The organism is Sphingosinicella microcystinivorans, from assembly GCF_003634215.1.
Taxonomy (GTDB): domain Bacteria; phylum Pseudomonadota; class Alphaproteobacteria; order Sphingomonadales; family Sphingomonadaceae; genus Sphingosinicella; species Sphingosinicella microcystinivorans.
Genome location: NZ_RBWX01000007.1, coordinates 634012 through 655057, shown reverse-complemented (window position 1 = coordinate 655057; position 21046 = coordinate 634012). Strand labels below are relative to the sequence as shown.

10 protein-coding genes are annotated in these 21046 nt (G+C 65.2%); 7 read left to right on the top strand and 3 right to left on the bottom strand.

The features are described 5' to 3' along the window. The first annotated feature begins 87 nt into the window (after positions 1 to 87). The 7 genes from DFR51_RS03405 to DFR51_RS03375 all read left to right on the top strand — a co-directional run bounded on the left by DFR51_RS03405 (position 88) and on the right by DFR51_RS03375 (position 18840). On the top strand, positions 88 to 873 hold the full coding sequence (locus DFR51_RS03405) for a SapC family protein (RefSeq protein WP_121047622.1): 786 nt from the start codon (positions 88 to 90) through the stop codon (positions 871 to 873). After that, positions 866 to 2569, top strand: coding sequence for a ShlB/FhaC/HecB family hemolysin secretion/activation protein (locus DFR51_RS03400; RefSeq protein WP_121047621.1), 1704 nt, complete (start codon positions 866 to 868; stop codon positions 2567 to 2569). The genes DFR51_RS03405 and DFR51_RS03400 overlap by 8 nt, the downstream gene beginning before the upstream one ends. 20 nt (positions 2570 to 2589) lie before the next feature. Further along, on the top strand, positions 2590 to 3090 hold the full coding sequence (locus DFR51_RS03395; RefSeq protein WP_160119140.1) for an invasion associated locus B family protein: 501 nt from the start codon (positions 2590 to 2592) through the stop codon (positions 3088 to 3090). A gap of 29 nt (positions 3091 to 3119) precedes the next feature. After that, on the top strand, positions 3120 to 14324 hold the full coding sequence (locus DFR51_RS03390; RefSeq protein WP_121047619.1) for a YDG domain-containing protein: 11205 nt from the start codon (positions 3120 to 3122) through the stop codon (positions 14322 to 14324). An 81-nt stretch (positions 14325 to 14405) separates the two neighbouring features. Then, the gene (locus DFR51_RS03385) at positions 14406 to 16175 is read left to right on the top strand and encodes an arylsulfatase (protein ID WP_243445597.1); all 1770 of its coding nucleotides are present in this window, start codon (positions 14406 to 14408) and stop codon (positions 16173 to 16175) included. Then, positions 16172 to 17194: a glutathione S-transferase N-terminal domain-containing protein gene (locus tag DFR51_RS03380; protein ID WP_243445596.1), complete on the top strand. Its 1023-nt coding sequence runs from the start codon at positions 16172 to 16174 to the stop codon at positions 17192 to 17194. Before DFR51_RS03385 ends, DFR51_RS03380 begins: the two co-directional genes overlap by 4 nt. After that, positions 17191 to 18840, top strand: a complete 1650-nt coding sequence (locus DFR51_RS03375) for a sulfatase-like hydrolase/transferase (RefSeq protein ID WP_243445595.1) — start codon at positions 17191 to 17193, stop codon at positions 18838 to 18840. Before DFR51_RS03380 ends, DFR51_RS03375 begins: the two co-directional genes overlap by 4 nt. Here DFR51_RS03375 and DFR51_RS03370 read toward each other — a convergent pair. Genes DFR51_RS03370 through DFR51_RS03360 form a run of 3 tightly spaced genes read right to left on the bottom strand, consistent with a single transcriptional unit; the run spans position 18825 to position 20940 of the window. Beyond that, positions 18825 to 19706, bottom strand: coding sequence for an SUMF1/EgtB/PvdO family nonheme iron enzyme (locus tag DFR51_RS03370; RefSeq protein WP_243445594.1), 882 nt, complete (start codon positions 19704 to 19706; stop codon positions 18825 to 18827). The genes DFR51_RS03375 and DFR51_RS03370 overlap by 16 nt on opposite strands. After that, positions 19703 to 20317: a TetR/AcrR family transcriptional regulator gene (locus tag DFR51_RS03365; protein ID WP_121047615.1), complete on the bottom strand. Its 615-nt coding sequence runs from the start codon at positions 20315 to 20317 to the stop codon at positions 19703 to 19705. The genes DFR51_RS03370 and DFR51_RS03365 overlap by 4 nt, the downstream gene beginning before the upstream one ends. Continuing rightward, positions 20314 to 20940, bottom strand: coding sequence for a class I SAM-dependent methyltransferase (locus DFR51_RS03360; protein WP_121049683.1), 627 nt, complete (start codon positions 20938 to 20940; stop codon positions 20314 to 20316). Before DFR51_RS03360 ends, DFR51_RS03365 begins: the two co-directional genes overlap by 4 nt. Positions 20941 to 21046: the final 106 nt, after the last annotated feature.

Below are 21046 nucleotides of genomic sequence, written 5' to 3'. Positions count from 1 at the left end.
TTCGATTCCGGGGATGGCTCGTTTATGCGTTCTCTCGCGAAGTCGAACGGCAGTCGCACATAACAATAACAATGCTGCTGGTGAACAATGTCTCCGTTGCTTTACGAAGACCCGGTCCTTCTCCGGGGAGATCTCCACAAACACGCTGCGCTTCTTGCCTGCGAGAGTTTTCAATTCGCGGCAGGCATCATCGCCGTGCCGCTGAACATATCGGAATTCGCGCTCGCCGCGCGTTGCTATCCAATCGTGTTCGCAGATACCGAAACGATGCTGCCGCTTGCGGTGACCGGGCTCAGTGCGGCGTCCAACCTGTTCGTGGACGACGAAGGCCGCTGGTCGGACGGCACCTATGTGCCCGCCTATGTGCGCCGCTATCCATTTCTGCCGGTGACGACGCCGGGAAGCGACGCACTGATGCTGGCGATCGATCGGCCGCGATTGATCGAACGCGACGGCATGGTGCGGGAGGACGAACCGGATCGGCTGTTCGACGGCGAACAGGCCTCGCCGCTCGCGGCGCACGCGCTCGATTTCTGCGAGCGGTATCATCGCGATCACCTGCGGACGGCGGAATTCGTCGCGGGTTTGCGGGACCGCGATCTTCTCGAAACGCGACGCGCGGACATTCACCTTCCCGATCAGTCGCAATTCCGGATCGACGGATTTCGGATGATCGATCGCACGAAGTTGCGCGCGCTGCCCGACGATTGCCTGGGAGACTGGTTTCGCAAGGGCTGGCTCGACCTTGCCGCACTCGCCGAAGCATCGCAGGCGAACTGGCAAACACTGCTCGATCGCCACGCCGCGCGCGGCGCCAGCGCGGACACGCCGCCAGCACGCCGGCGATCGACCAGAAAGCGTGCCGATGCGTGACGCCCTTCCCGCAGCGGCACTCGCCGTCCTGCTCTGCACCGCCCATGCCGCAGAGGCGCAGGTGACGCCCGCCGATATTCCGCGCACCGCGGAGCCGCGGCCGCAGACACCCGATCCGATTCCGGAAGCGCGCGCGACCGCACCCGCGCCGACGCCGCTGCTTCGGCAACAGGTCGCGCCGGAAGCGGCCGCCGAAACGCGCTTCGCGTTCCACGCGCTCGTGATCGACGGCGCCTCCGCGATACCCGAAGCCGAACTGCGCGCGCTGTGGCGCGCGGAGCCCGGCGAAGAGGTTTCCGTCAGCGCGATCTTCCAGTTCGCCGACGCCGTCACGCGCCTCTATTCCGCGCGCGGCTATCTCCTCTCCTTCGCATTGGTGCCCGAACAGGCGCTATCGGAGGGTATCGTCCGCGTGCAGGTGATCGAGGGGCACGTCTCCGCGATCCGCGTGAAACGGAACGGTGCGGTGCGCGAAATCCGCAGCGTGGCAGACGCGGCAGGCGAACCGCTCGCCGTGCGGACGGCGGCGCGCATCCTCGAATCCCGTCCCCTGAAGGCGGAGGATCTGGAGCGGGCTCTGCTGCTGATGAACGACCTGCCGGGCCTTGCCGCGACATCGCAGCTTGCGCCCTCGCCCGATACGCCAGGCACGTCGCTGCTCACGATCGACCTTTCGCACCGCGCCGTGCGCGCCGACGCGAGCTACACGAACATGATGTCGGGCGTGCTCGGCCGCGACATGCTTGGCGGCGGGCTGCGCTTCAGCGGCGACAGCGGCGAGGTCCGCCTGCGCGGCTGGGCGAGCCCCGACGGCGACCGCTATCGTTCGTTTACCGGCGAAGCGAGCAAGTGGGTCGGCCCCAATGGGCTGCGCATCGACGGCCGCGCGAGCTTCTCGTGGAGCCGCCCCATCGGCGAACTGCTCGAAGCGATCCGCTATCGCGGCGAGACGCTGAACGTCGATCTCGGCATTGCGGTCCCGATCCGCCGCAGCCGCGCAAGCAACATCGGCCTCACCATCGGCGGACACGTGATCGATTCCGATTCAACCGTGCTCGGCACAGCATTCACGCGCGACCGGATTCGCACGGCCACCGCCGATCTCGATCTCGACTGGGCCGATACCGGCGGCGGTATCAACCTCGTCAGGGCAGGCGCCATAAAAGGCTTCTCCGGGCTCGGTGCGACGACAGACGACGACCCGCTGCGCACGCGGATGAATGGATCAGCATCCTTCCTCAATTTCACGCTCTACGCACAGCGCTATCAGCCGGTGGTGCGCGTGGGCGGCGGCGAATTCGGCATCGTCGCGAAGGGATCGGGGCAATGGGCGGCAACCGATGCGCTGCTGAGCGCGGCGGAATGCAGCTATGGCGGCGCGGGGTTCGGGCGCAGTTACGACAGCGGCACGGTGAGTGCCGATCACTGCGTGATGGGCGGACTCGAAGCGCGCTGGCGGCGTGCGGTCGGCAAGGTCGGCGTCGGCGCACACGGCTTCGTCGACGGCGGCATCGGCTGGCAGAAAGGCCGGCTTGATGAGGGCGAAGCGCGGCGGCATTCCGCATCCTCCGCGGGCGGCGGGATTTCATTCCAGATCGGCCCGCGCCTCACCGCGCAGGCAGAAGCCGCGCGCGGTCTTTCGGGGCCGACCGAGAGCAAATGGCGCGCCAATTTCTCGATCTCCCTCGCGCTATGACCCTGGGCAAGGACAGCTTCATGATCCCCCTGCTTCTCGCGCTTGTTGCCGCCGCACCCCAAACACCCAAGGCCGATGTCCACGGCGACTGGGTGGTGCAATGCACGAAGGCCGCAGACGTGCCGCCGTGCGAGATCGCGCAGGCCGCGACATCGAAAAGCACGGGCGAGCAGATCATGCGTATCGCCTTCGCTTATCGCGGCAGCGGCGAACGCTATGCCGTGCAGATCCGGCTGCCGCTGGGTGTGCGGCTCACGCAGCCGCCGCTGCTGCGCATCGACGAGACCAGCGATCTCGAAGGCTATGGCTACACGCGCTGCGACGCGGGCGGCTGCTACATCGAGCGGCTGCTGGGCACGCCGGAGATCACGCGCCTGCGCGCGGCGAAAACCGGCGTGCTCGCCGTTCTCGGCAGTGACGGCAAGCCGATGGTGCTGCCGCTTTCCTTCAATGGTTTCGCCGAGGCGCTCGATGCCTCCGCGCTTCAGAACACGGCGTGGGCGAAAGCGGCCAACCGCTGAAAGACCAATAACAAAAAAAGGCGTTCCCGATGATCCCCCGTTCCGTATTCGACAAGCGCCGCATCATTCTTGCGGGCACCAGCCTTGCCGCACTCACGCTTGCGGGCGCCGCGCACGCCGGCCCCTCCGGCGGCACGGTGAGCGCCGGAAGCGCATCGATCGCAGGCGACGGCACCGGCCACGTGACGGTGACGCAGACGAGCGACCGCGCGATCCTCGACTGGAACAGCTTCTCGATCGGCACGGGCGAGAGCGCGCGCTTCATCCAGCCGGGCAGCACATCGGTCGCCGTCAACCGCGTGACGGGCGCGGACCCCTCTTCGATCCTCGGTAGCCTCACTGCGAACGGTCGCGTCGTCCTTATCAACCGGAACGGCATCGCCTTCGGGAAGAACGCAACGGTGGATGTGGGCGGGCTCGTCGCGACGACGGCGGACATCGACCGGCAGGCGTTCATGGCGACCGGATCGCTGAACTTTTCCAGCGGCAGCCTGCCGGGCGCATCGATCGTGAACGAAGGACGCATCACGGTGCGCGATGCAGGCCTCGCCGCCTTGGTCGCGCCGAGCGTGCGCAACAGCGGCACGATCGTCGCCAACCTCGGCCGCGTCGCGCTTGGCGCCGGCACGGGATTCACGGTCGATTTCTACGGCGACGGGCTGGTGTCGTTCGCGCCGGACGGCCTTGTTGCGGCAACGATCGGCGATGGCGGAACCGCGCTCGTTGAGAACAGCGGCGTTATCGAAGCGAGCGGCGGCAAGGTGCTGCTGAGCGCGGCTGCAGCGCGCGATGTCGTCAACGCTTCGGTGAACGTTTCGGGCGTCGTGCGCGCGGACGGGATCAGCCGCAAGGGCGGCAGCATCGTCCTTTCGGGATCGGGCAGCGTCACCGCGACGGGGCGCCTCTCCGCCGACAGCGACAAGCAGGCGGGCGGCACCATCGCAATCAACGGCGGCAGCGTTTCGCTCGGCGGGCTGATCAGCGCCAGCGGCACGGACGGCGGCGCGATCGCAGCGGACGCGAAAGGCCTGCTCTCGCTCGCGGAAACCGTCGCCGCAACCGGCCGCCTCGGCGACGGCGGCACGATCCGGTTCAACGCCGGACGCATCATCGAAACGGCAACCGGCCGCAACGACGTATCAGGTGCCATCGACGGCGGCGCGATCCGCGTCGTCACCACAGGCGGGCTTGCCACATCGGGCACCTATGTGGCCGACGGCATCTACGGGCGCGGCGGCCAGATCGATCTCAGCGGCGCCAGCGCCTCGCTGCTCTCCACGCACCTCAGCGCGCGCGGGCGGCTTGCAGGCGGCCTCGTGCGCGTCGGCGGCGCGTTCCAGGGCGGGAAGACTCCCGATCCGACGCAAGCCTATCATTCGACATTCCTCGGTCGCTGGGGCGGTCTCGAAGCCCTGCCGGACGCGGACACGCTCTTCGTGGGCAACGCCGCCGCGATCGACGTTTCGTCATCCCGCGGCGACGGTGGCACGGCTGTGTTCTGGTCGGAAGCGCGAACGACGTTCCTGGGTTCGGTCGATGCGCGCGGCGGGCGCGGCGGATCTGTGGAAATCTCCTCGGCAGGCGATCTTCGTCAGGCCGCGCTCGACCGAGTGCTGACCGGCGCGGGCGGGCATCTACTGCTCGATCCGAAGAACATCGTGATCGGCACCGTCGACGATGTCGAAAGCTGGCAATATGCCGCCGTACTCGGCGCGGTCTACGCGAACAGCAGCAATCCCGACGTGTTCAAAAACACTGCGGGCGCCGCGCTCGACACGTTCGATTCGTTCGGGTCATCGGTCGCGCTCAATGCGGCCGGAACACGCATGGCAGTCGGTTCCAGCGCGGACGACGGCGCGGACAACCTGACCACAAACGTGGGCGCCGTTTATCTGTTCAGCTTCAGCGACGGCGATTTTTCAAACGGTACGCTGACCGGAATCGTGGGCAAAGGCTACACGGGCGGCAAGAATATCAACATCGCGCAGCTCGCCGCCGCCGACGGCTTCGGCACATCGGTCGCGCTGAATGCTGCGGGCGATCTGCTCGCGGTCGGGGCAATCGGAGACGACGGCAAGAACGATGATGCGAGCGGTTCGGGCGCCGCCTATCTGCTGCGTTTCGCGGACGGCAATTTCAGCGGCGGCGCGCATGTCGGAACGATCGGTAAAGATTACAACGGCGCAGGCGACATTGCCATCGCCGTGGAAGCCGACGACGGCTTTGGACGCTCGATCTCGCTGAACGGCGGCGGCGACAGGCTTGCGATCGGGGCATGGAACGACAGCGGCTTTGGCAATGCGGCCAACAAATCTGGCGCGGTCTTTCTCGTCAGCTTCGCGAATACGGGTTTCGGCGGCGGTACACACCGCGGAACGGTCGGCTACGGCTATGCGGGTGCAAATGATGTCAATCTCGTGCTCGACGTCGGAGACTATCTCGGCGTCTCCGTCGCGCTGAACGCGGCAGGCGACAGGCTTGCGATCGGCGCGCACGGCGACGACGGTTTCGGCAATGCGGAGGCAGAATCCGGCGCTATTCATGTCATCGGTTTTACCGACACGAATTTCTCCGGCGGTACGCAGCTCGGCATCATCGGCAAGGGCTATGGGGGTGCCGGCGACACGAACGTATCGGCGGTCGCCGGCGGCGACATGTTCGGCTACGCACTTGCGATGAACGCGGACGGCACCCGGGTCGTCGGAACCGCGCTCGGCGACAACGCCTCGACGAACAACATGTCGAACACGGGCGCCGTGCATATGCTGTCGTTCGCGAACACCGATCTTTCCGGCGGCACATACGAAGGCATCATCGGCAAGGGATACACCGGCGGCAAGAACGTCAACGTGGTCGATCTGGATGCTGTCGACATGTTCGGCTTCGGCCTCGCGATGAATGCCGCGGGTGATCGTCTGGCGATCGGCGCCTATAGCGACGATGGCGGCAGCAACAGCCTGAGCGGCGCGGGCGGTGTTTATCTGATGCGCTTCGCGGACGGCAACTTTTCGGAAGGAACGGTCGCGGGCGTGATCGGCCGGGACGCGTGGCGGAGTGACATCGCGGTCGAGACTCTGCAAGCGGGCGACAGGCTGGGCATTGCGGTCGCGCTCAACGCCGTCGGAGACAGGCTTGCCGTTGGCGCAATGTACGATGCCGGGGCACTCAACGACGCGCCCTCGACGGGCGCGGTCTATCTGTTCAGCTTCACAGACGGCAATTTCTCCGGCGGCACGCTCTCGGGGATTGCCGGCAAGGGGTATACCGGCGGCAAGAATATCGACATCGACCGCCTCGCCACGGACGACTTTTTCGGCGCGTCGCTCGCGTTCAATGCGGAGGGGACACGGCTCGCGGTCGGCGCGATCGGGGACGACGGCAGCAACGAAGCCAACAGCAACGCGGGCGCGGTCTATCTGCTGGACTTTGCCGACCGGGATTTCTCCAACGGCGGGATCACCGGCATCGTCGGAAAGGGATATTCCGGAGCGAGCGGCGTCAACGACTTTGATGTCGGCAGCCTCGACGACACCGATCGGTTCGGCCGTGCGGTGACTCTCAATGCTGCCGGCAACCGCATGGCGGTCGGGGCAACCGCCGACGACGGCGCCGGCAACGGTGTCACGGAAGCAGGGGCCGTGCGCCTATTCACTCTGGATAGCGCGGTGGCGCTGGTGGGCACGATCGGCACCGGATACGCAGGCGCCAACGATCTCAACATTGCACTTGCGGCGAACGACCAGTTCGGCAACGCCGTATCGCTGAATGCGGCAGGCGATCGGCTTGCCGTCGGCGCGATTGGCGACGACGGGAGCGACGATCTGACAAGCGGTGCAGGCGCCGTCTATCTGTTCTCCTTCGCAGACACTGACTTCACCGGCGCTTCCCACACCGGCACCATCGGCAAGGGCTATGCTGGCGCCGGAAATGTTTCGCTGACGCTGGATGCCAACGACCAGTTTGGGATCGGCGTATCCCTGAACGCGGCGGGCGACCGTCTCGCGATCGGCGCACCGGGCGATGCGGGCAACAGCAATACCGCAACGAATGCAGGCGCGGTCTATCTGCTCAGCTTCACGGACACGGACTTTTCAGGCGGCACGCTTTCCGCCCGGATCGGCAGCGGCTACAGCGGCGGCAAGAATCTCAGCCCTGCCAACCTTGAAGCGGGCGACCGCTTCGGTTTTTCCGTGGCATTGAATGCCACAGGTGACCGACTTGCCGCCGGTTCGTTCCTGGATGGTGGCGAGAACAACCGGACGGCCTCTTCGGGTGCGGTCTACCTGCTGCGTTTCGAGGACACGAATTTTTACGGCGGCAAACTCGTCGGCGTCGTCGGCGAAGGCTATCGGCGGACGGCCGATATCGCGCTTAACCCAGTGCCGGATACCGCCGATCAATTCGGCTTTTCGGTAGCGCTGAACGGCGCCGGAAACCGGCTTGCGGTCGGTGCGAATGGCGACAAGGGGGCAGCCGGTACGCTCTCCAGCGTCGGCGCTGTCTATCTCTTCAGTTTCAGCGACGATCAGTTTTCGGACGGTGCGCTCGAAGCCATCATCGGCAACGGCTATTCGGGCGGCAAGAACATCAATCTCTCCGGACTCGAATCGAATGACCTCTTCGGCTTTTCCGTCGCGCTCAATGATGCCGGAAACCGCATGGCCGTGGGCGCGTGGGCAGACGACGGCTTCGCAAACGGCGTGCTCGATTCTGGCGCTGTTTATCTTTTCAGTTTCTCGGACAACACATTCTCGAACGGTACGCAGAGCGGCACCGTAGGCGCGGGCTATGTCGGCACCGGCGATATCGCCATCGGGCTCGGCGCATCCGATTACTTCGGCTCGGGGGTTGCGCTCAACGCCTCCGGAAACCGGCTTGCGGTCGGCGCCTATCGCGACGACGGCGCCAGCAACGCCACGACGGATGCAGGGGCGGTGTATCTGTTCAGCTTTTCCAACACCGATTTCGGCGGCGGTGCGCACACGGCAACGATAGGCAATGGCTATGGCGGCGCGAGCGGCACACCCTTGCTGGAAGCCGGCGACGCTTTCGGCATATCCGTCGCACTGAACGGAGCCGGCGACCGGCTTGCTGTTGGGGCGTTCGGTGACGACGGCGCAGGGAACCTCGCCACCGGGTCGGGCGCCGTTCACTTGTTCAGCTTTTCGAATGGTGATTTCGGCGGTGGCACACACGTTGGAACAATCGGAAAAGGCTATTCGGGCGGCAAGAACATCGATCTGGCCTCGCTTGAGGACAACGATCAGTTAGACCGATCAGTGGCTTTGGACGGCGACGGCGATTATCTGGCGGCCGGGGCCAATCTCGATGACGGCAGCAGCAACAGCGTTCAGAATGCAGGTGCGGTTCATCTGTTCACCTTCACCGATACCAGCTTCACGGGGGGCGCGACCAAAGGTACGATCGGTGCGGGGTATACGGGGACGTGGGACACCAGCCTCTCGCTTGATGCCGTAGACTATTTCGGTGCATCGGTAGCGCTGAGTGCAAATGGCCTGCGCCTCGCTGTCGGCGCCAATTTCGATGACGGCGCGGGTAATGCCGTTGCCAACAGCGGCGCGGTGTACTTGTTTTCGACTGAACGGACGAGCGCTTTTGCGTACGCCGACAGCGCGGGTGCCACGATCAATATTTCTGCCGTCTCGCTCGGGGCGCTCCTCGCCAGTGGTACCAACCTCACCTTGCAGGCCTCCAACGACATCACGGTTTCCGCCGCAATCACCGTCGACAACAGTTCGGGCGACGGCGGCGACCTGACGCTGCAGGCCGGGCGCAGCGTGCTGGTGAATGCGAACATCACCACCGACAACGGCAACCTCACGCTGATCGGGAACGACATACTGGCGAACGGTGTCGTCGATGCGTACCGCGACGCCGGAACCGCCACGATCACCATGGCCGCGGGCACGTCGATCTCCGCCGGAACGGGCAGCGTCACCATCGACCTGCGCAGCGGCGCGGGCAAGACCAACACCGCCGGCGGCGACATCACGCTGCGCGCGATCACGGCGGGCGCGATCGAGGTGACGAATGCCGGTGCGGCGGGCGACATCCTGCTTAACGGCAACATCACGACGAGCGGCGCGCAGGATTACGTCTCCGAACGCGATATCAAACTTGCGGCGAACACAACGCTCACTGTGACAGGTGCCGCAACGCTCAGCATGGACGCGGCCCGGCAGGTCTCGCTCGCGACCGGCGCAAAGATCGAGAACACATATGCGGGCGGGCTCACGCCGTTCACCGCGATTGATATCACGGCCAATCGCCGCGCGACCGCCGATGCCGGTTCGCTAATCGGCATCGATCTCACCGGCGCGATCATCCGTACGGCGGCAGGCGCTGCGGGCAGCATCTCGCTCTCCGCGCGCGGCGGCGCCGATGACGGTCGCGGCATCAACATAATCGGCGGATCGACGATCGAAGCGCTGGGATCGGGCGCCATTTCGCTCCACGGCACCAGCGGCGCGGGGACAGGCGGAACGACTTACGGCGTCTTCCTTCATCAGTCATCGCAGGTTATCGCAACCGACGGGGACATCGACATCACCGGCGAGGCCATGGGCTCCGGCGCGGCGCCCGGCCTGTATGTGTTCAACGGATCGCAGGTGCGCACGACCGGTACCGGCAACATCGCGCTGACGGGTTCCGCCGTGGGCAGCGGAGCAGGCGTATGGATATCCTCCAACGCAGCGAGCGTGCGCACGGCGTCGGGCGATATCACCATCACCGCGACAAGCGGTGACGGCGGTCAATCGGATTTCCTGATCGGTTCGGGCGGCACACTCGGCAGCGCGAATACGAACGACATCACCATCACGGCGGACACGATCGGTTTCACGGGCACTGTCTCCGGAAACGGTATCCTCACCATCAAGCAACGCACCGACGGACGCACGATCGGCCTGGGTAACGGCACTGGCGACCTTGCGATCACCGCAGCATCGATCGCCAACATGCTGAACGGTTTCAGCGAAATCGTGATCGGCAGTGCTGAAGCGGGCGCCATCACGGTCGGGAGCGACCTGGCCGCCTTCACGGACAATCTGCGTCTTGAAAGCGCCGGAACGCTGGCGATCGGCGGCGCGCTCAATGTCGGCAGCAATCGACTGACGCTCGATATCGCCGGCGCGACGAGCCAGACGGCGGCGATCACGGCGGACAAGCTTCTCCTCCTGAACGCTACCGGCGCGTACACGCTGACAAATGCGGGCAACGTGATCGGCACGCTGGCAGGGGACACCGGGACAATCTCGCTCACGCATGGCGGCAACGGCAACCTTACGGTCGGAACGATCGACACGACGGTCGGCATCGATGCCGCCAGTGTCGCGATCAGTACGACGCAGACATCGGCGGGCCTGATTTTCAATCAGGACGTCAGCACGACAGGCGCGCAGACTTACAGCGCGCCCGGCACGATCACCGTGAATGCAGGTACAGATCTCACCGTGAGCGGCAAGGCAACGCTAGCCCTGACGGCGGGCGCGCGCATCCTGCTTTCCGGCGGCACGCTCTCGAACAGCTATGCCGCGGATAGCAGCGCATTCGATGCGATCACGCTGAAGGCGAACGAAGCCGGGACGGGCGTGGGCTCGGGCGATGCGGCGATCAAGCTGGCCGGGGGTGCCCGCGTCTCCACGGCGGCAGGTGGCGGCGGCAACATCAGCCTGCTCGGCAAGGGCGGCGCGAGTGTCAGCCACGGCATATTCGTGGATGGCAGCAGCATTGAATCGCTGGGCGCCGGAACGCTGACGCTGACCGGCACGGGCGGCACCTCTGCCAGCGGCACAAACATCGGTATCTATCTCAAAGGCGTGAACACGGACATCACCGGCAATACCGGCGCCGTGCTCATTTCGGGAACCGGCGGCGCCTCCACGGGACCGCAAAATTACGGCGTGCATATCCACGATGGCGCCATCATCGCATCCACCGGCACCGGAGGCGACGCCGCGACGATCGACGTGATCGGCGCAGCGGGCGGCACCGGAAGCGGCGCGACCAACATCGGCGTCTACATCGCCGATACCGGCGCGGCGATCACCAGCATCGACGGCGACATCAGCGTGACCGGCACGGGCGCGGCGGCATCGACCTCGCACAACAATATCGGCGTGCGCATTATCAACGACGCGCGAATTGAATCGACCGGAACCACGGCCAGCGCCGCGAAGATCACAGTCATCGGCAATGCCGGCGGCATGGGCGCGCTTTCGGCAAACAATCAGGGCGTCAGTATGCAGGGCGCGGCCGCGACGATCGCGAGCGCGTTCGGCGACATCTCGATCACCGGGACGGGATCGGCAACAGCCGGCGGCGCCAACAATCACGGCCTCCATATCCTGGAAGGCGCGCACATCGTATCAACCGGCACAACAGTCGGCGCGGCGAAGATCACGCTTAGCGGCCAAGGCGGCGGCGACAGCGCATCAGCGACGGCAAACACGAATATCGGCATCTATCTTTCCGGTTCCAATACGTACATCGAAAGCGTCGTCGGCGATATCGCGATGACCGGCACGGGCGGCGCCGGATCGGACAGCCTGGATGCCCACCACTATGGCATCCAGCTCGGGCTGGGGACGCAGGTAAGGTCCACCGGCAGCGATGCCGATGCCGCAGATATCATCATTTCGGGAACGGGCGGCGGCGGCACCGGAAACAAGCGCAACGGCGTCTATCTGAACGCTGTCGAGGCGCTGCTGAGCGATGCCGGGAATATCTCCATCACCGCACGCGGCGGCGCAAGCGCAGGCGGCACAGGCAACGACGGGCTTTACGTCTCCGGCAGCGGCACAAAGGTAAAGAGCGGCAGCGGCACGATCGTTATCGATGCGGCCAAGGGCGGCGGCACGGGCAAGGACCTGAACAACCTGACCGGCAACAACGCCATACAGTCCACGACCGGTCGCTGGATCATTTACCTGACCAACCCGGATAACAGCACATTCAACAATCTCGCCAGCGGCAACCTGCCGATCTGGGGGAAGACGCAAATGACGCTGCCCCCCGGCTCGGTGGGCTCGGGCAACCGCTACGTCTTTGCCAATCAACCGACGCTCACGGTTTCGAGCAGCTTCTCCGACACCAAGACCTATGGAACCGCCTACACGTTCCCAACGCCGGTACGGGGCACCAACTACAGCATTTCCGGTATTGTATCGGCATCCAGCTATCAAAATGTCTGGACGCAGGAGACACTGAGCGACCTCGGCCTCTCCGGCGGACCGGTATTCAGCTCGAGCGGCGCTGCGGCGAATGCGAACGTCGCCGGTTCGCCCTATGCGATCAGCATCGCCAACGGCACGCTGGCGAGCAGCGCCGGCTATACGTTCGGAGCCCCCTCCTCCACCGGCACGCTGACCGTGACGGCCAAAGCCTTGTCTCTCACCGGCGTGACGGCCTCCGGCAAGACATACGACGGCGATGCCGATGCCGACCTCTCCGGCGGATCCCTGGTAGGCATTGTCGGCAGCGACGATGTCGAATTCTCCGCTGGTTCGGGCCTGTTCGCGAGTAAGAACGCGGGCACGTGGAGCGTGACCGCATCGGGCTATACGCTGACCGGCAACGATGCCGGAAACTACACGCTGACGCAGCCGACGATCGCCAATGCGACCATCACGGCAAAGACGCTGACGCTGAGCGGCGTGACAGCCTCCGGCAAGACATACGACGGCGATGCAGACGCCGATCTCTCCGGCGGATCCCTGATCGGCATCATCGGCAGCGAGGACGTCCAATTCTCGGCTGGTTCGGGCCTGTTCGCCAGCAAGAACGCGGGCACGTGGAGCGTGACCGCATCGGGCTATACGCTGACCGGCAACGATGCCGGAAACTACACGCTGACGCAGCCGACGATCGCCAACGCGACGATCTCGCCGCGCACGCTGAACGCAGGCGTCATAGCGAACGACAAGACCTATGACGGAACGCGCAACGCCGCGCTGACCTTCACCACGAGCGACATCGTGAGCGGAGATGCCGTAACGTTCGCCTACGATGCGCGGTTCGCCGACAAGGCGGCCGGGACGGGCAAGGCGGTCAGCCTGACCGGCAGCGTGACGCTGACGGGCGGGGACGCCGCGAACTACACGCTCGCGCTCGATCCAAGCGATGTGTCGGCGCTCGCCGCGGATATCTCCGCGCGTACGCTGACGGTGAGCATGGTTGGCGCAGCGGGCAAGATCTACGACGGCACCACGTCCGCAGAGCTCTCGTTCACGACCGCGGACATTCTTTCCGGCGATACGGTGACGTTCGATTACACCGCGAATTTCGCGGACAAGAACGCCGGCGTCGGCAAGGGCGTGACCGCCTCCGGCGTTTCGCTCTCGGGCGCGGACGGCGGAAATTATGTTCTGGTTCTGGATGGTGCGCTGCTGGGTGGACTTACCGCCGACATCGACCGCAAAGCACTGACGCTGGACACGGCAACGGCGGTGGACAAGACGTACGACGGCAACCGGAACGTAGCGCTCGACTTCACGACGAGCGGCCTCGTGTCCGGCGATGACATCGGCTTCCTCTACGAAGCGCTCGCGGCTGACCGAAATGCCGGTACCGGCAAGGCCGTGACGGTTACGGGAGGCGCAGTATCGCTGAATGGGGCGGACGCAGACAATTACGACCTCGCTCTGGACGATGGCCTGCTCGGCGGCCTCACCACGGACGTTTCCGCGAAGGCGCTGACGGTGGTTGTCGACGACCAGTCTCGCGCGCGCTTCCAGCCCAATCCCGCCTTCACCTATCACCTGATCGGCCTCGCCAATGGTGATGACGCTTCGGTCGTGAACGGTGTGACGCTCCATACGGCAGCATCGGACGGATCGCCTGCGGGGCAGTACGCGATCGAAGCGTCGGGCGGATCAGCGCCGAACTACGTTCTCGCCTACACGCCAGGCACACTCACCGTGACCGGCCACCTGATCCCGCCCTACGAGCAGGACCGCATCCTGCACGTGCCCGGCAGCCTGAGCGGAAGCGACGGTTTTGGCGGCCTTGTTTCGATTGCACTGACGCCCACGCTGCAAACGCTTTCCGGCTATGCGGACGAGGCCGCGCTCTCGGGCGGCGACGATAGCCGGGGACCGTTCTGTTCCGATCCGGGGAACAGGAGCCGTGGCCAGCGCCTGCTGCCGCACCTCCAACTCAACATGAACGGCCGTACGCTCTACTGCCTCGGCAGACCCTCACGTTTTGCGCAATAGACGCGATAAATTGACAGTCGTAGTGACATATGTTGTGTGACCGCCGGAACGTAACGGTGGGTCAAACAGGGGGCAATGTCGATGCGGCTGGGAGGGCTGCGCTATTGGCTTTGGGCTGGCTTTGCCGCTATGGCAGCCGCCGTGCCGGCGCATGCCCAGCAACAGCCGGTTCGCCCCAATTTCGTGCTGATCCTTGTCGACGACGCTGCGTTGATGGATTTCAGCAGCTACGGCGGCGAGGCGCGAACTCCCAATATCGAACGGCTTGCGAGCGCGGGCACGCTGTTCACCCACTACCGCACCTCTCCCCTGTGCGCGCCATCCCGTGCGATGCTGCTGACGGGGATCGACAATCACCTGAACGGGGTCGCCACCATTCCCGAGGTGCTTCCGCCCGAACATGCGGGAAAGCCCGGCTATGGCCTGCGGCTCGAACCCGATGCGATCACGGTTGCGGAGCGGCTGCGCCGGGCGGGCTATCGCACCTACATGACCGGCAAATGGCACCTCGGTAGCGGCAAGGGCGAGCTGCCGCCGTCGCACGGCTTCCAGAAGTCGTTCGCGCTCGATGCTTCCGGCGCGGACAATTGGGAACAGAAACCCTACATGCCGTATTACGATACGGCGCCGTGGTTCGAAGACGGCAAACCGGCAACGCTGCCCCCCGACTTTTATTCATCCGAATTCATTGTCGACCGGATGATCGATTATCTGTCGGATGAGGACGCGAACACGCCGTTCTTCGCCTATGTGGCATTTCAGGCGGTGCATATTCCGGTGCAGGCACCGCGCGCCTACACCGCACATTACGAGGCGGTCTACGGCAAGGGCTGGGACAGCATCCGCGAGGCGCGCTGGCAGCGCGCGCAGGCGATGGGCCTGATCCCCGAAGGTGCGCCGCTCGCAGCCAAGCCCGCCGGGCTGCGGGAATGGAAGGCACTTCCCGACCCAGAGCGGCGTTTGCTTGCGAAGAGCATGGCGGTCAACGCAGGCATGATCGAGGCGATGGATCACCACATCGGCCGTCTGATCGCCTATCTCGATAAGCAGGGCGTGCTTCAGAACACCGTTTTCGTCGTTACCTCCGACAACGGGCCGGAACCCAATGAACCGATCAACCAGCGGGGCTTTCCGCTGTGGATGCGGATGAACGGTTACGACCAGAATCTGGACAGGCTCGGCGAGAAGGGCTCATTCGTTTCAATCGGTCCGGAGTGGGCAACGGCCGCGGCTACGCCGCACAGCCTGTTCAAATTCTACGCTTCCGAGGGCGGGCTGCGTGTGCCGTTCATCATGTCCGGCCCGGGCATCGCCATCCAGCCGCGCGTTTCTGCCGCCGCCTTCGTCACCGACGTTGCGCCGACGCTGCTCGACATCGCGGGTATCCAGGGCACCGACGGCAAGGCGATGACGGGGCGCAGCCTGAGGCCCGTGCTGAGCGGTGCGGCGGATCATATCTATTCTCAGGACACCCCCATCGGCATGGAGGTATCCGGAAACGCCGCGCTCTATCGCGGCGACTTCAAGCTCGTGCGTAACCTGCCGCCCTATGGCGACGGCACGTGGAAACTCTACAACCTTGCAGAAGATCCCGGCGAAACACGCGACCTCGGCACCGCCGAAGCGGCGAGAGTCCAATCCATGCTCGCCGATTACCAGGCTTACGCGAAATCCATGGGCGTGCTGGATATACCCGAAGGCTACGATCCGTTCCGACAGATCACGCTGAATACACGCATCAAAATGCTCAAGCATTACGGATGGGCGCTCAGCGGCATCCTGCTCGCGCTCGTGGCCGCGATCGCCCTTGCCGTGTGGTTTTTCAGGAAACGCAGATGGAGGCTCGCTTGACCGAACCGCTCAGGCTGCTGGGCGCTCCCGGTTCGCCCTATACGCGTAAAATGATCGCGCTGCTGCGCTATCGCCGCATACCCCACGCAATCCTCTGGGGCAGCCATACGCAGCCGCCGGAAGGCCTTCCGCCACCAAAGGTGAAGCTGCTGCCAACGGTGTATTTTCCGTTGGCCGACGGCACGCTGGAGCCCACGGTGGATTCCACGCCGATCATCCGGCGGCTCGAAGCGGAGCACGGAGGCCGTGAGGCCATTCCTGCCGATCCGGTTCTGGCCTTCCTCAATCACCTGATCGAGGACTATGCGGACGAATGGCTGACCAAGGCCATGTTCCATTATCGCTGGGCATTTGCGGAGGATGCCGCGAACGCCGCGCCGCTGCTCGTGTTCTGGATGGCGCCGACGATGCACGCAGAGACCGCTGCGCAAACCGCCGACATGTTCGCCGATCGGCAAATCAGCCGGCTTCACGTGGTCGGTTCGAACGACACGACCGGAGAAACGATCGAGCGCAGCTACCGGCGTTTTCTCGCCGTTCTCGATACGCTCATTTCGAGGCGCGGCTATGTGCTCGGCGCGCGGCCCTCTTCTGCTGATTTCGCCATCCACGGGCAGCTCGCACAGCTTGCCGTGATCGAGCCGACCTCTGCCGCGATCGCCGCGCAGACAGCGCCGCGCGTCCGCGCTTGGCTCGACCGCGTCGAGGATCTCTCCGGTGTCGAGCCGGACACCACCGACTGGTTCTCGCGCGACGACATAACCGCGCTGCGTCCGCTGCTCTCTGAGATCGGACGGGTTTATGCGCCGTTTCTGATCGCAAACGCAAAAGCGATGACGGAAGGCGCCGAGCTCGTGCAAACCGAAATCGACGGGCGCGCGTGGATGCAGCCGGTTTTCCCTTATCAGGCGAAATGCCTGCAGTGGATAAGCGAGGCGTTCGCGGCACTGTGTGCGGATGATCAGGCGGCGGTGCAAACACTCCTCGATCGCACCGGATGCGAAGAGCTTCTGCGGTGAAAAAACGGTCGGTCCTCTTCGGCACAGCGGCACTTCTGATCGTGCTTGCTGCGGCCGGGTGGATGAACCGCAAGGCGCTGATCCTCTGGCTGGTCACCACGCTCGCCAAGGACCGCGACATCGCGCCCTACAGCCCCGTCGCCTGGAACGAGGGTCCGGCGGCGGCACCTGCGGGAGAGCGTCCGCCGAACATCGTCTTCATCCTCGCCGACGATCTGGGCATCAACGACATCTCGGCGTTCGGCGGCGGTGTCGCAGAGGGACGCGTGCCGACGCCGAACATCGACCGGCTCGCGAAGGAGGGTGCGCTGTTCGCGCAGGCCTATGCGGGCACGGCGAGCTGCGCGCCTTCGCGCGCCATGATCCTGACCGGCCGCTATCCGACACGCACGGGCTTCGAGTTCACGCCGACGCCGGACGGCATGGGGCGGATGGTGTCGATGTTTTCGGACAACAGCCGATCCGGGTTGCCACCCGTCGACTGGAACCGGGAGGCGGACGACAAAGTCCCGCCCTTCGACGAACAGGGCCTGCCGGGCTCTGAAATCACCATTGCCGAAATCCTGAAGGGCGCCGGCTATCACACGGTCCACATCGGCAAGTGGCATCTCGGCAGCGGCCAGGAATTCGGCGCGAACGCGCAAGGCTTCGACGAGAGTCTGCTGATGGCGAGCGGGCTTCATCTGCCGGAGGACGATGCCGGTGTCGTCAACGCGAAGCTCGATTTCGACCCCATCGACCGCTTCCTGTGGGCGCGGATGCAATATGCCGCCTCCTTCAACGAAGGCCCCCTGTTCGCGCCGGGCGGCTACCTTGCGGATTATTGGACCGACGAAGCGGTGAAGGTGATCCGCGCCAACCGCAACCGGCCGTTTTTCCTCTATCTGGCGCATTGGGGCGTGCACACGCCGCTGCAGGCCACGCGCGCCGATTACGAGGCAGTCGGCGATATCAAGCCGCACCGCCTCCGCGTCTACGCCGCGATGGTGCGGTCGCTCGATCGGAGCGTGGGGCGCGTGCTTGCCGCGCTGAAAGACGAAGGCCTCGACGAGAACACCATCGTGGTGTTTTCGAGCGACAACGGCGGCGCGGGCTATGTCGGCCTTCCCGACGTCAACGCGCCTTATCGCGGCTGGAAGCTCACCATGTTCGAAGGCGGCATCCGCGTGCCGCTGTTCATGCGCTGGCCTGCCCGGATCGCACCCGGCACGCGCGTTGAACGTCCGGCCGGGCATATCGACCTGATGCCGACCTTCGCGGCGGCGGCGGGGGCGCCGCTTCCCCCCGATGTCGCCATCGACGGCGTCAACCTGCTCGCGCCCGACCCCCCGGCGCGTGCCGACAACGCGCTGTTCTGGCAGAGCGCTTACTACCGCGTCGTGCGGCAAGGTGACTGGAAGCTGCAGGTGACCGAGCGGCCGAAGAAGACGTGGCTGTTCAACCTTGCCGCAGACCCGACCGAGAAGACCAATCTTGCCGAACGCGAGCCCGCGCGCGTCGCGGCGATGACGGCGCTGCTCGATGCGCACCGCAAAGCCGGGCGAGCGCCGCTATATCCGCATACGATCGAGGTGCCGGTTGCGATCGACAAGACGCTTGCCGAGCGCGTCGGCCCGGGGGATGAGCTTATCTACTGGCCCAACTGAGGCGGTGCATCCTTGACGATGCGGAAGCCGACGTGGCTTGCGGAGAAGTGAGCCTCCTGCGGCTGACGCGCGGCGGGGCGGTAACGGCGGCAGAAGTTCTCCGAACAGAGATAGGAGCCGCCCTTGATCGTCTGCGTGCCCTCGCCGTAGGGCGTGTCGGTGATTTCCCAGACATTGCCGATCATGTCGTAAAGGCCGATGCGGCTCGGCGGGAAGCAGCCGACCGGCGCGCGGCCGGCGAAGCCGTCTGCGGCTTTCTGGTCTTCGGGAAACAGGCCCTGCCAGGTGTTCGCGACCGGACGCGCACCAGGCGCATAGGCCCCCGCTTCCTGATCACCGCCCTTGGGCAGACCCAGCGACGCGGCATATTCCCATTCGACCTCTGTCGGCAGACGCCCGCCCGCCCACGCCGCATAGGCAGCCGCATCGGCTGGGGACACATGCACGACGGGATCGCGGCCACGTCCGGCGATATTCGAGCCCGGCCCTTCCGGCGTGCGCCAGGTCGCGCCGCGCACCAGCTTCCACGGCCTGCTCTCACCCCCTTCGGGCGCCGTGAACACCGCCGATCCGCCATCGGCGTCGTCTGCCGTGCGCTCGGCATCGGTGAGATAGCCGGTGACCTTCACGAACGCCGCAAACTGATCGTTCGTAACCTCATGCGCCTGAATGCGGAACGCGCCGACATGCAGCGCCAGCTCGGGCCGTTCCTCCGGATAGCGCGGCGCGGCGCCCTTGATGAAGCGCCCCTCGGGCACATCAACGAAAACGCCGAGCCTGTCCGCGGGAATGCCGCACGCGGCATCCTCTCGGTGCGTGCCGCACGCCGACAGCATCAGCAGCGCGAGAACGGCGCCGCGCCTCAAAGGCCGAGCAGCCTTTCGACAGCAAGGCGAACCGCAGCTTCCGCATCTTCGGGCGCGAGGTTCTGATCATGCCGCAGGCGCTGCCACGACTGAAATCCCGTGACCATTTCGAGCGCCGCGAACAGCGCTTTGTTCGACTGGATCTCGGCGGGCAGGATCGCCTGCAGCGCCGCACGTTCCATGATGAGAAAGCGCCTGTGCGCATCCATCAGATATTCGGACTGGAACCGGCGCGCGTGCGCGGCGCTTTTGAACAGCATCAGCCGCTCATAGATGCGCGCCCGCCGGGTCACGACCTCGCAGGCCCTGCCCTGCCAGTCGCGCGCTTCGAACTGCGTCATCACCATCGGCAGGATTTCCGCTTCGATCTGCGCGTTCAATTCGCGGTAGAGGCTGTCCAGCTCCTCGAAATGCCGAAAAACCGTGCGGATCGAGACACCCGCCGCTCGGGCCACACTCGTGACATTGGGATCCATGTCTCCGCCTTCGATCACGGCGCGCATCGCGGCGACGATCTGTGCGCGGCTCCGCTCGCTCCGCAGTCGGCGGCCGTCCACGGCGTCCTCGCCGTGCGGCATCAGGCGGGTGACGTTCCCCGCGCTTTCCGTCATGCCGGCACCGCCGCGCCCCAGCTTGCAAAGCCCGCAAAGCGCGGTGTCGACGGCAAATACATGGTTTCGAGGCGGTCGACGCGAAAGCCGCTGTTCGCAAGCATCGCAGCCGGCTGGCGTGTCAGGTGACAGCCGCCGAAAACGCGCTTCCATACCGGCTCGATCCGCTGCTGCCAGCGCGCGACGTCCGCATCTGGCGCGAGGCCGTGCTCGGAAAACAGCACGCGCCCGCCCGGCTTCAGCACGCGGCGCACTTCCCTGAGCGCACGCCCCCAGTCCGGGATCGTGCACAGCACGAAGGTGACCACCGCCGTATCGATGCTTTCGTCTTCCAGCAGCAGACGTTCCGCGCCCGTTTCGTGAAACTGCACGCGATCCATGATCGCGGTATGCCGCGCCGTCTCGCGCGCACGCGCCACCATGCCCGGTGCGGGTTCCAACGCATGAAGCCGCGTGACGCGCGCGGGATCATAGAACGCGAAGTTCGTTCCCGAACCGCAGCCGAGCTCTAGCACCACCCCGGTGGCTTCAGGCACGACCTTCGCGCGCTGCCGCATCACCGGTTTCGACGTGCAGGCGCACGATACAATCGCCGGCACGGCATAGCGATCCCAAAGCCCCATCAGCATATCTCCTTTTGGGGATAGTCGGACACGGGGAGAAACGGAGCAAGCGACATATTTCGGCAGGTTCAGAGGTCGGCGAGGGGTTTCCCGATGCGGCGGGCTC

Coding starts and splice junctions, on each gene's coding strand:
- DFR51_RS03405 (WP_121047622.1), top strand. CDS start 88: ATGTCTCCGTTGCTTTACGAAGACCCGGTCCTTCTCCGGGGAGATCTC.
- DFR51_RS03400 (WP_121047621.1), top strand. CDS start 866: ATGCGTGACGCCCTTCCCGCAGCGGCACTCGCCGTCCTGCTCTGCACC.
- DFR51_RS03395 (WP_160119140.1), top strand. CDS start 2,590: ATGATCCCCCTGCTTCTCGCGCTTGTTGCCGCCGCACCCCAAACACCC.
- DFR51_RS03390 (WP_121047619.1), top strand. CDS start 3,120: ATGATCCCCCGTTCCGTATTCGACAAGCGCCGCATCATTCTTGCGGGC.
- DFR51_RS03385 (WP_243445597.1), top strand. CDS start 14,406: ATGCGGCTGGGAGGGCTGCGCTATTGGCTTTGGGCTGGCTTTGCCGCT.
- DFR51_RS03365 (WP_121047615.1), bottom strand. CDS start 20,317: ATGACGGAAAGCGCGGGGAACGTCACCCGCCTGATGCCGCACGGCGAG.
- DFR51_RS03360 (WP_121049683.1), bottom strand. CDS start 20,940: ATGGGGCTTTGGGATCGCTATGCCGTGCCGGCGATTGTATCGTGCGCC.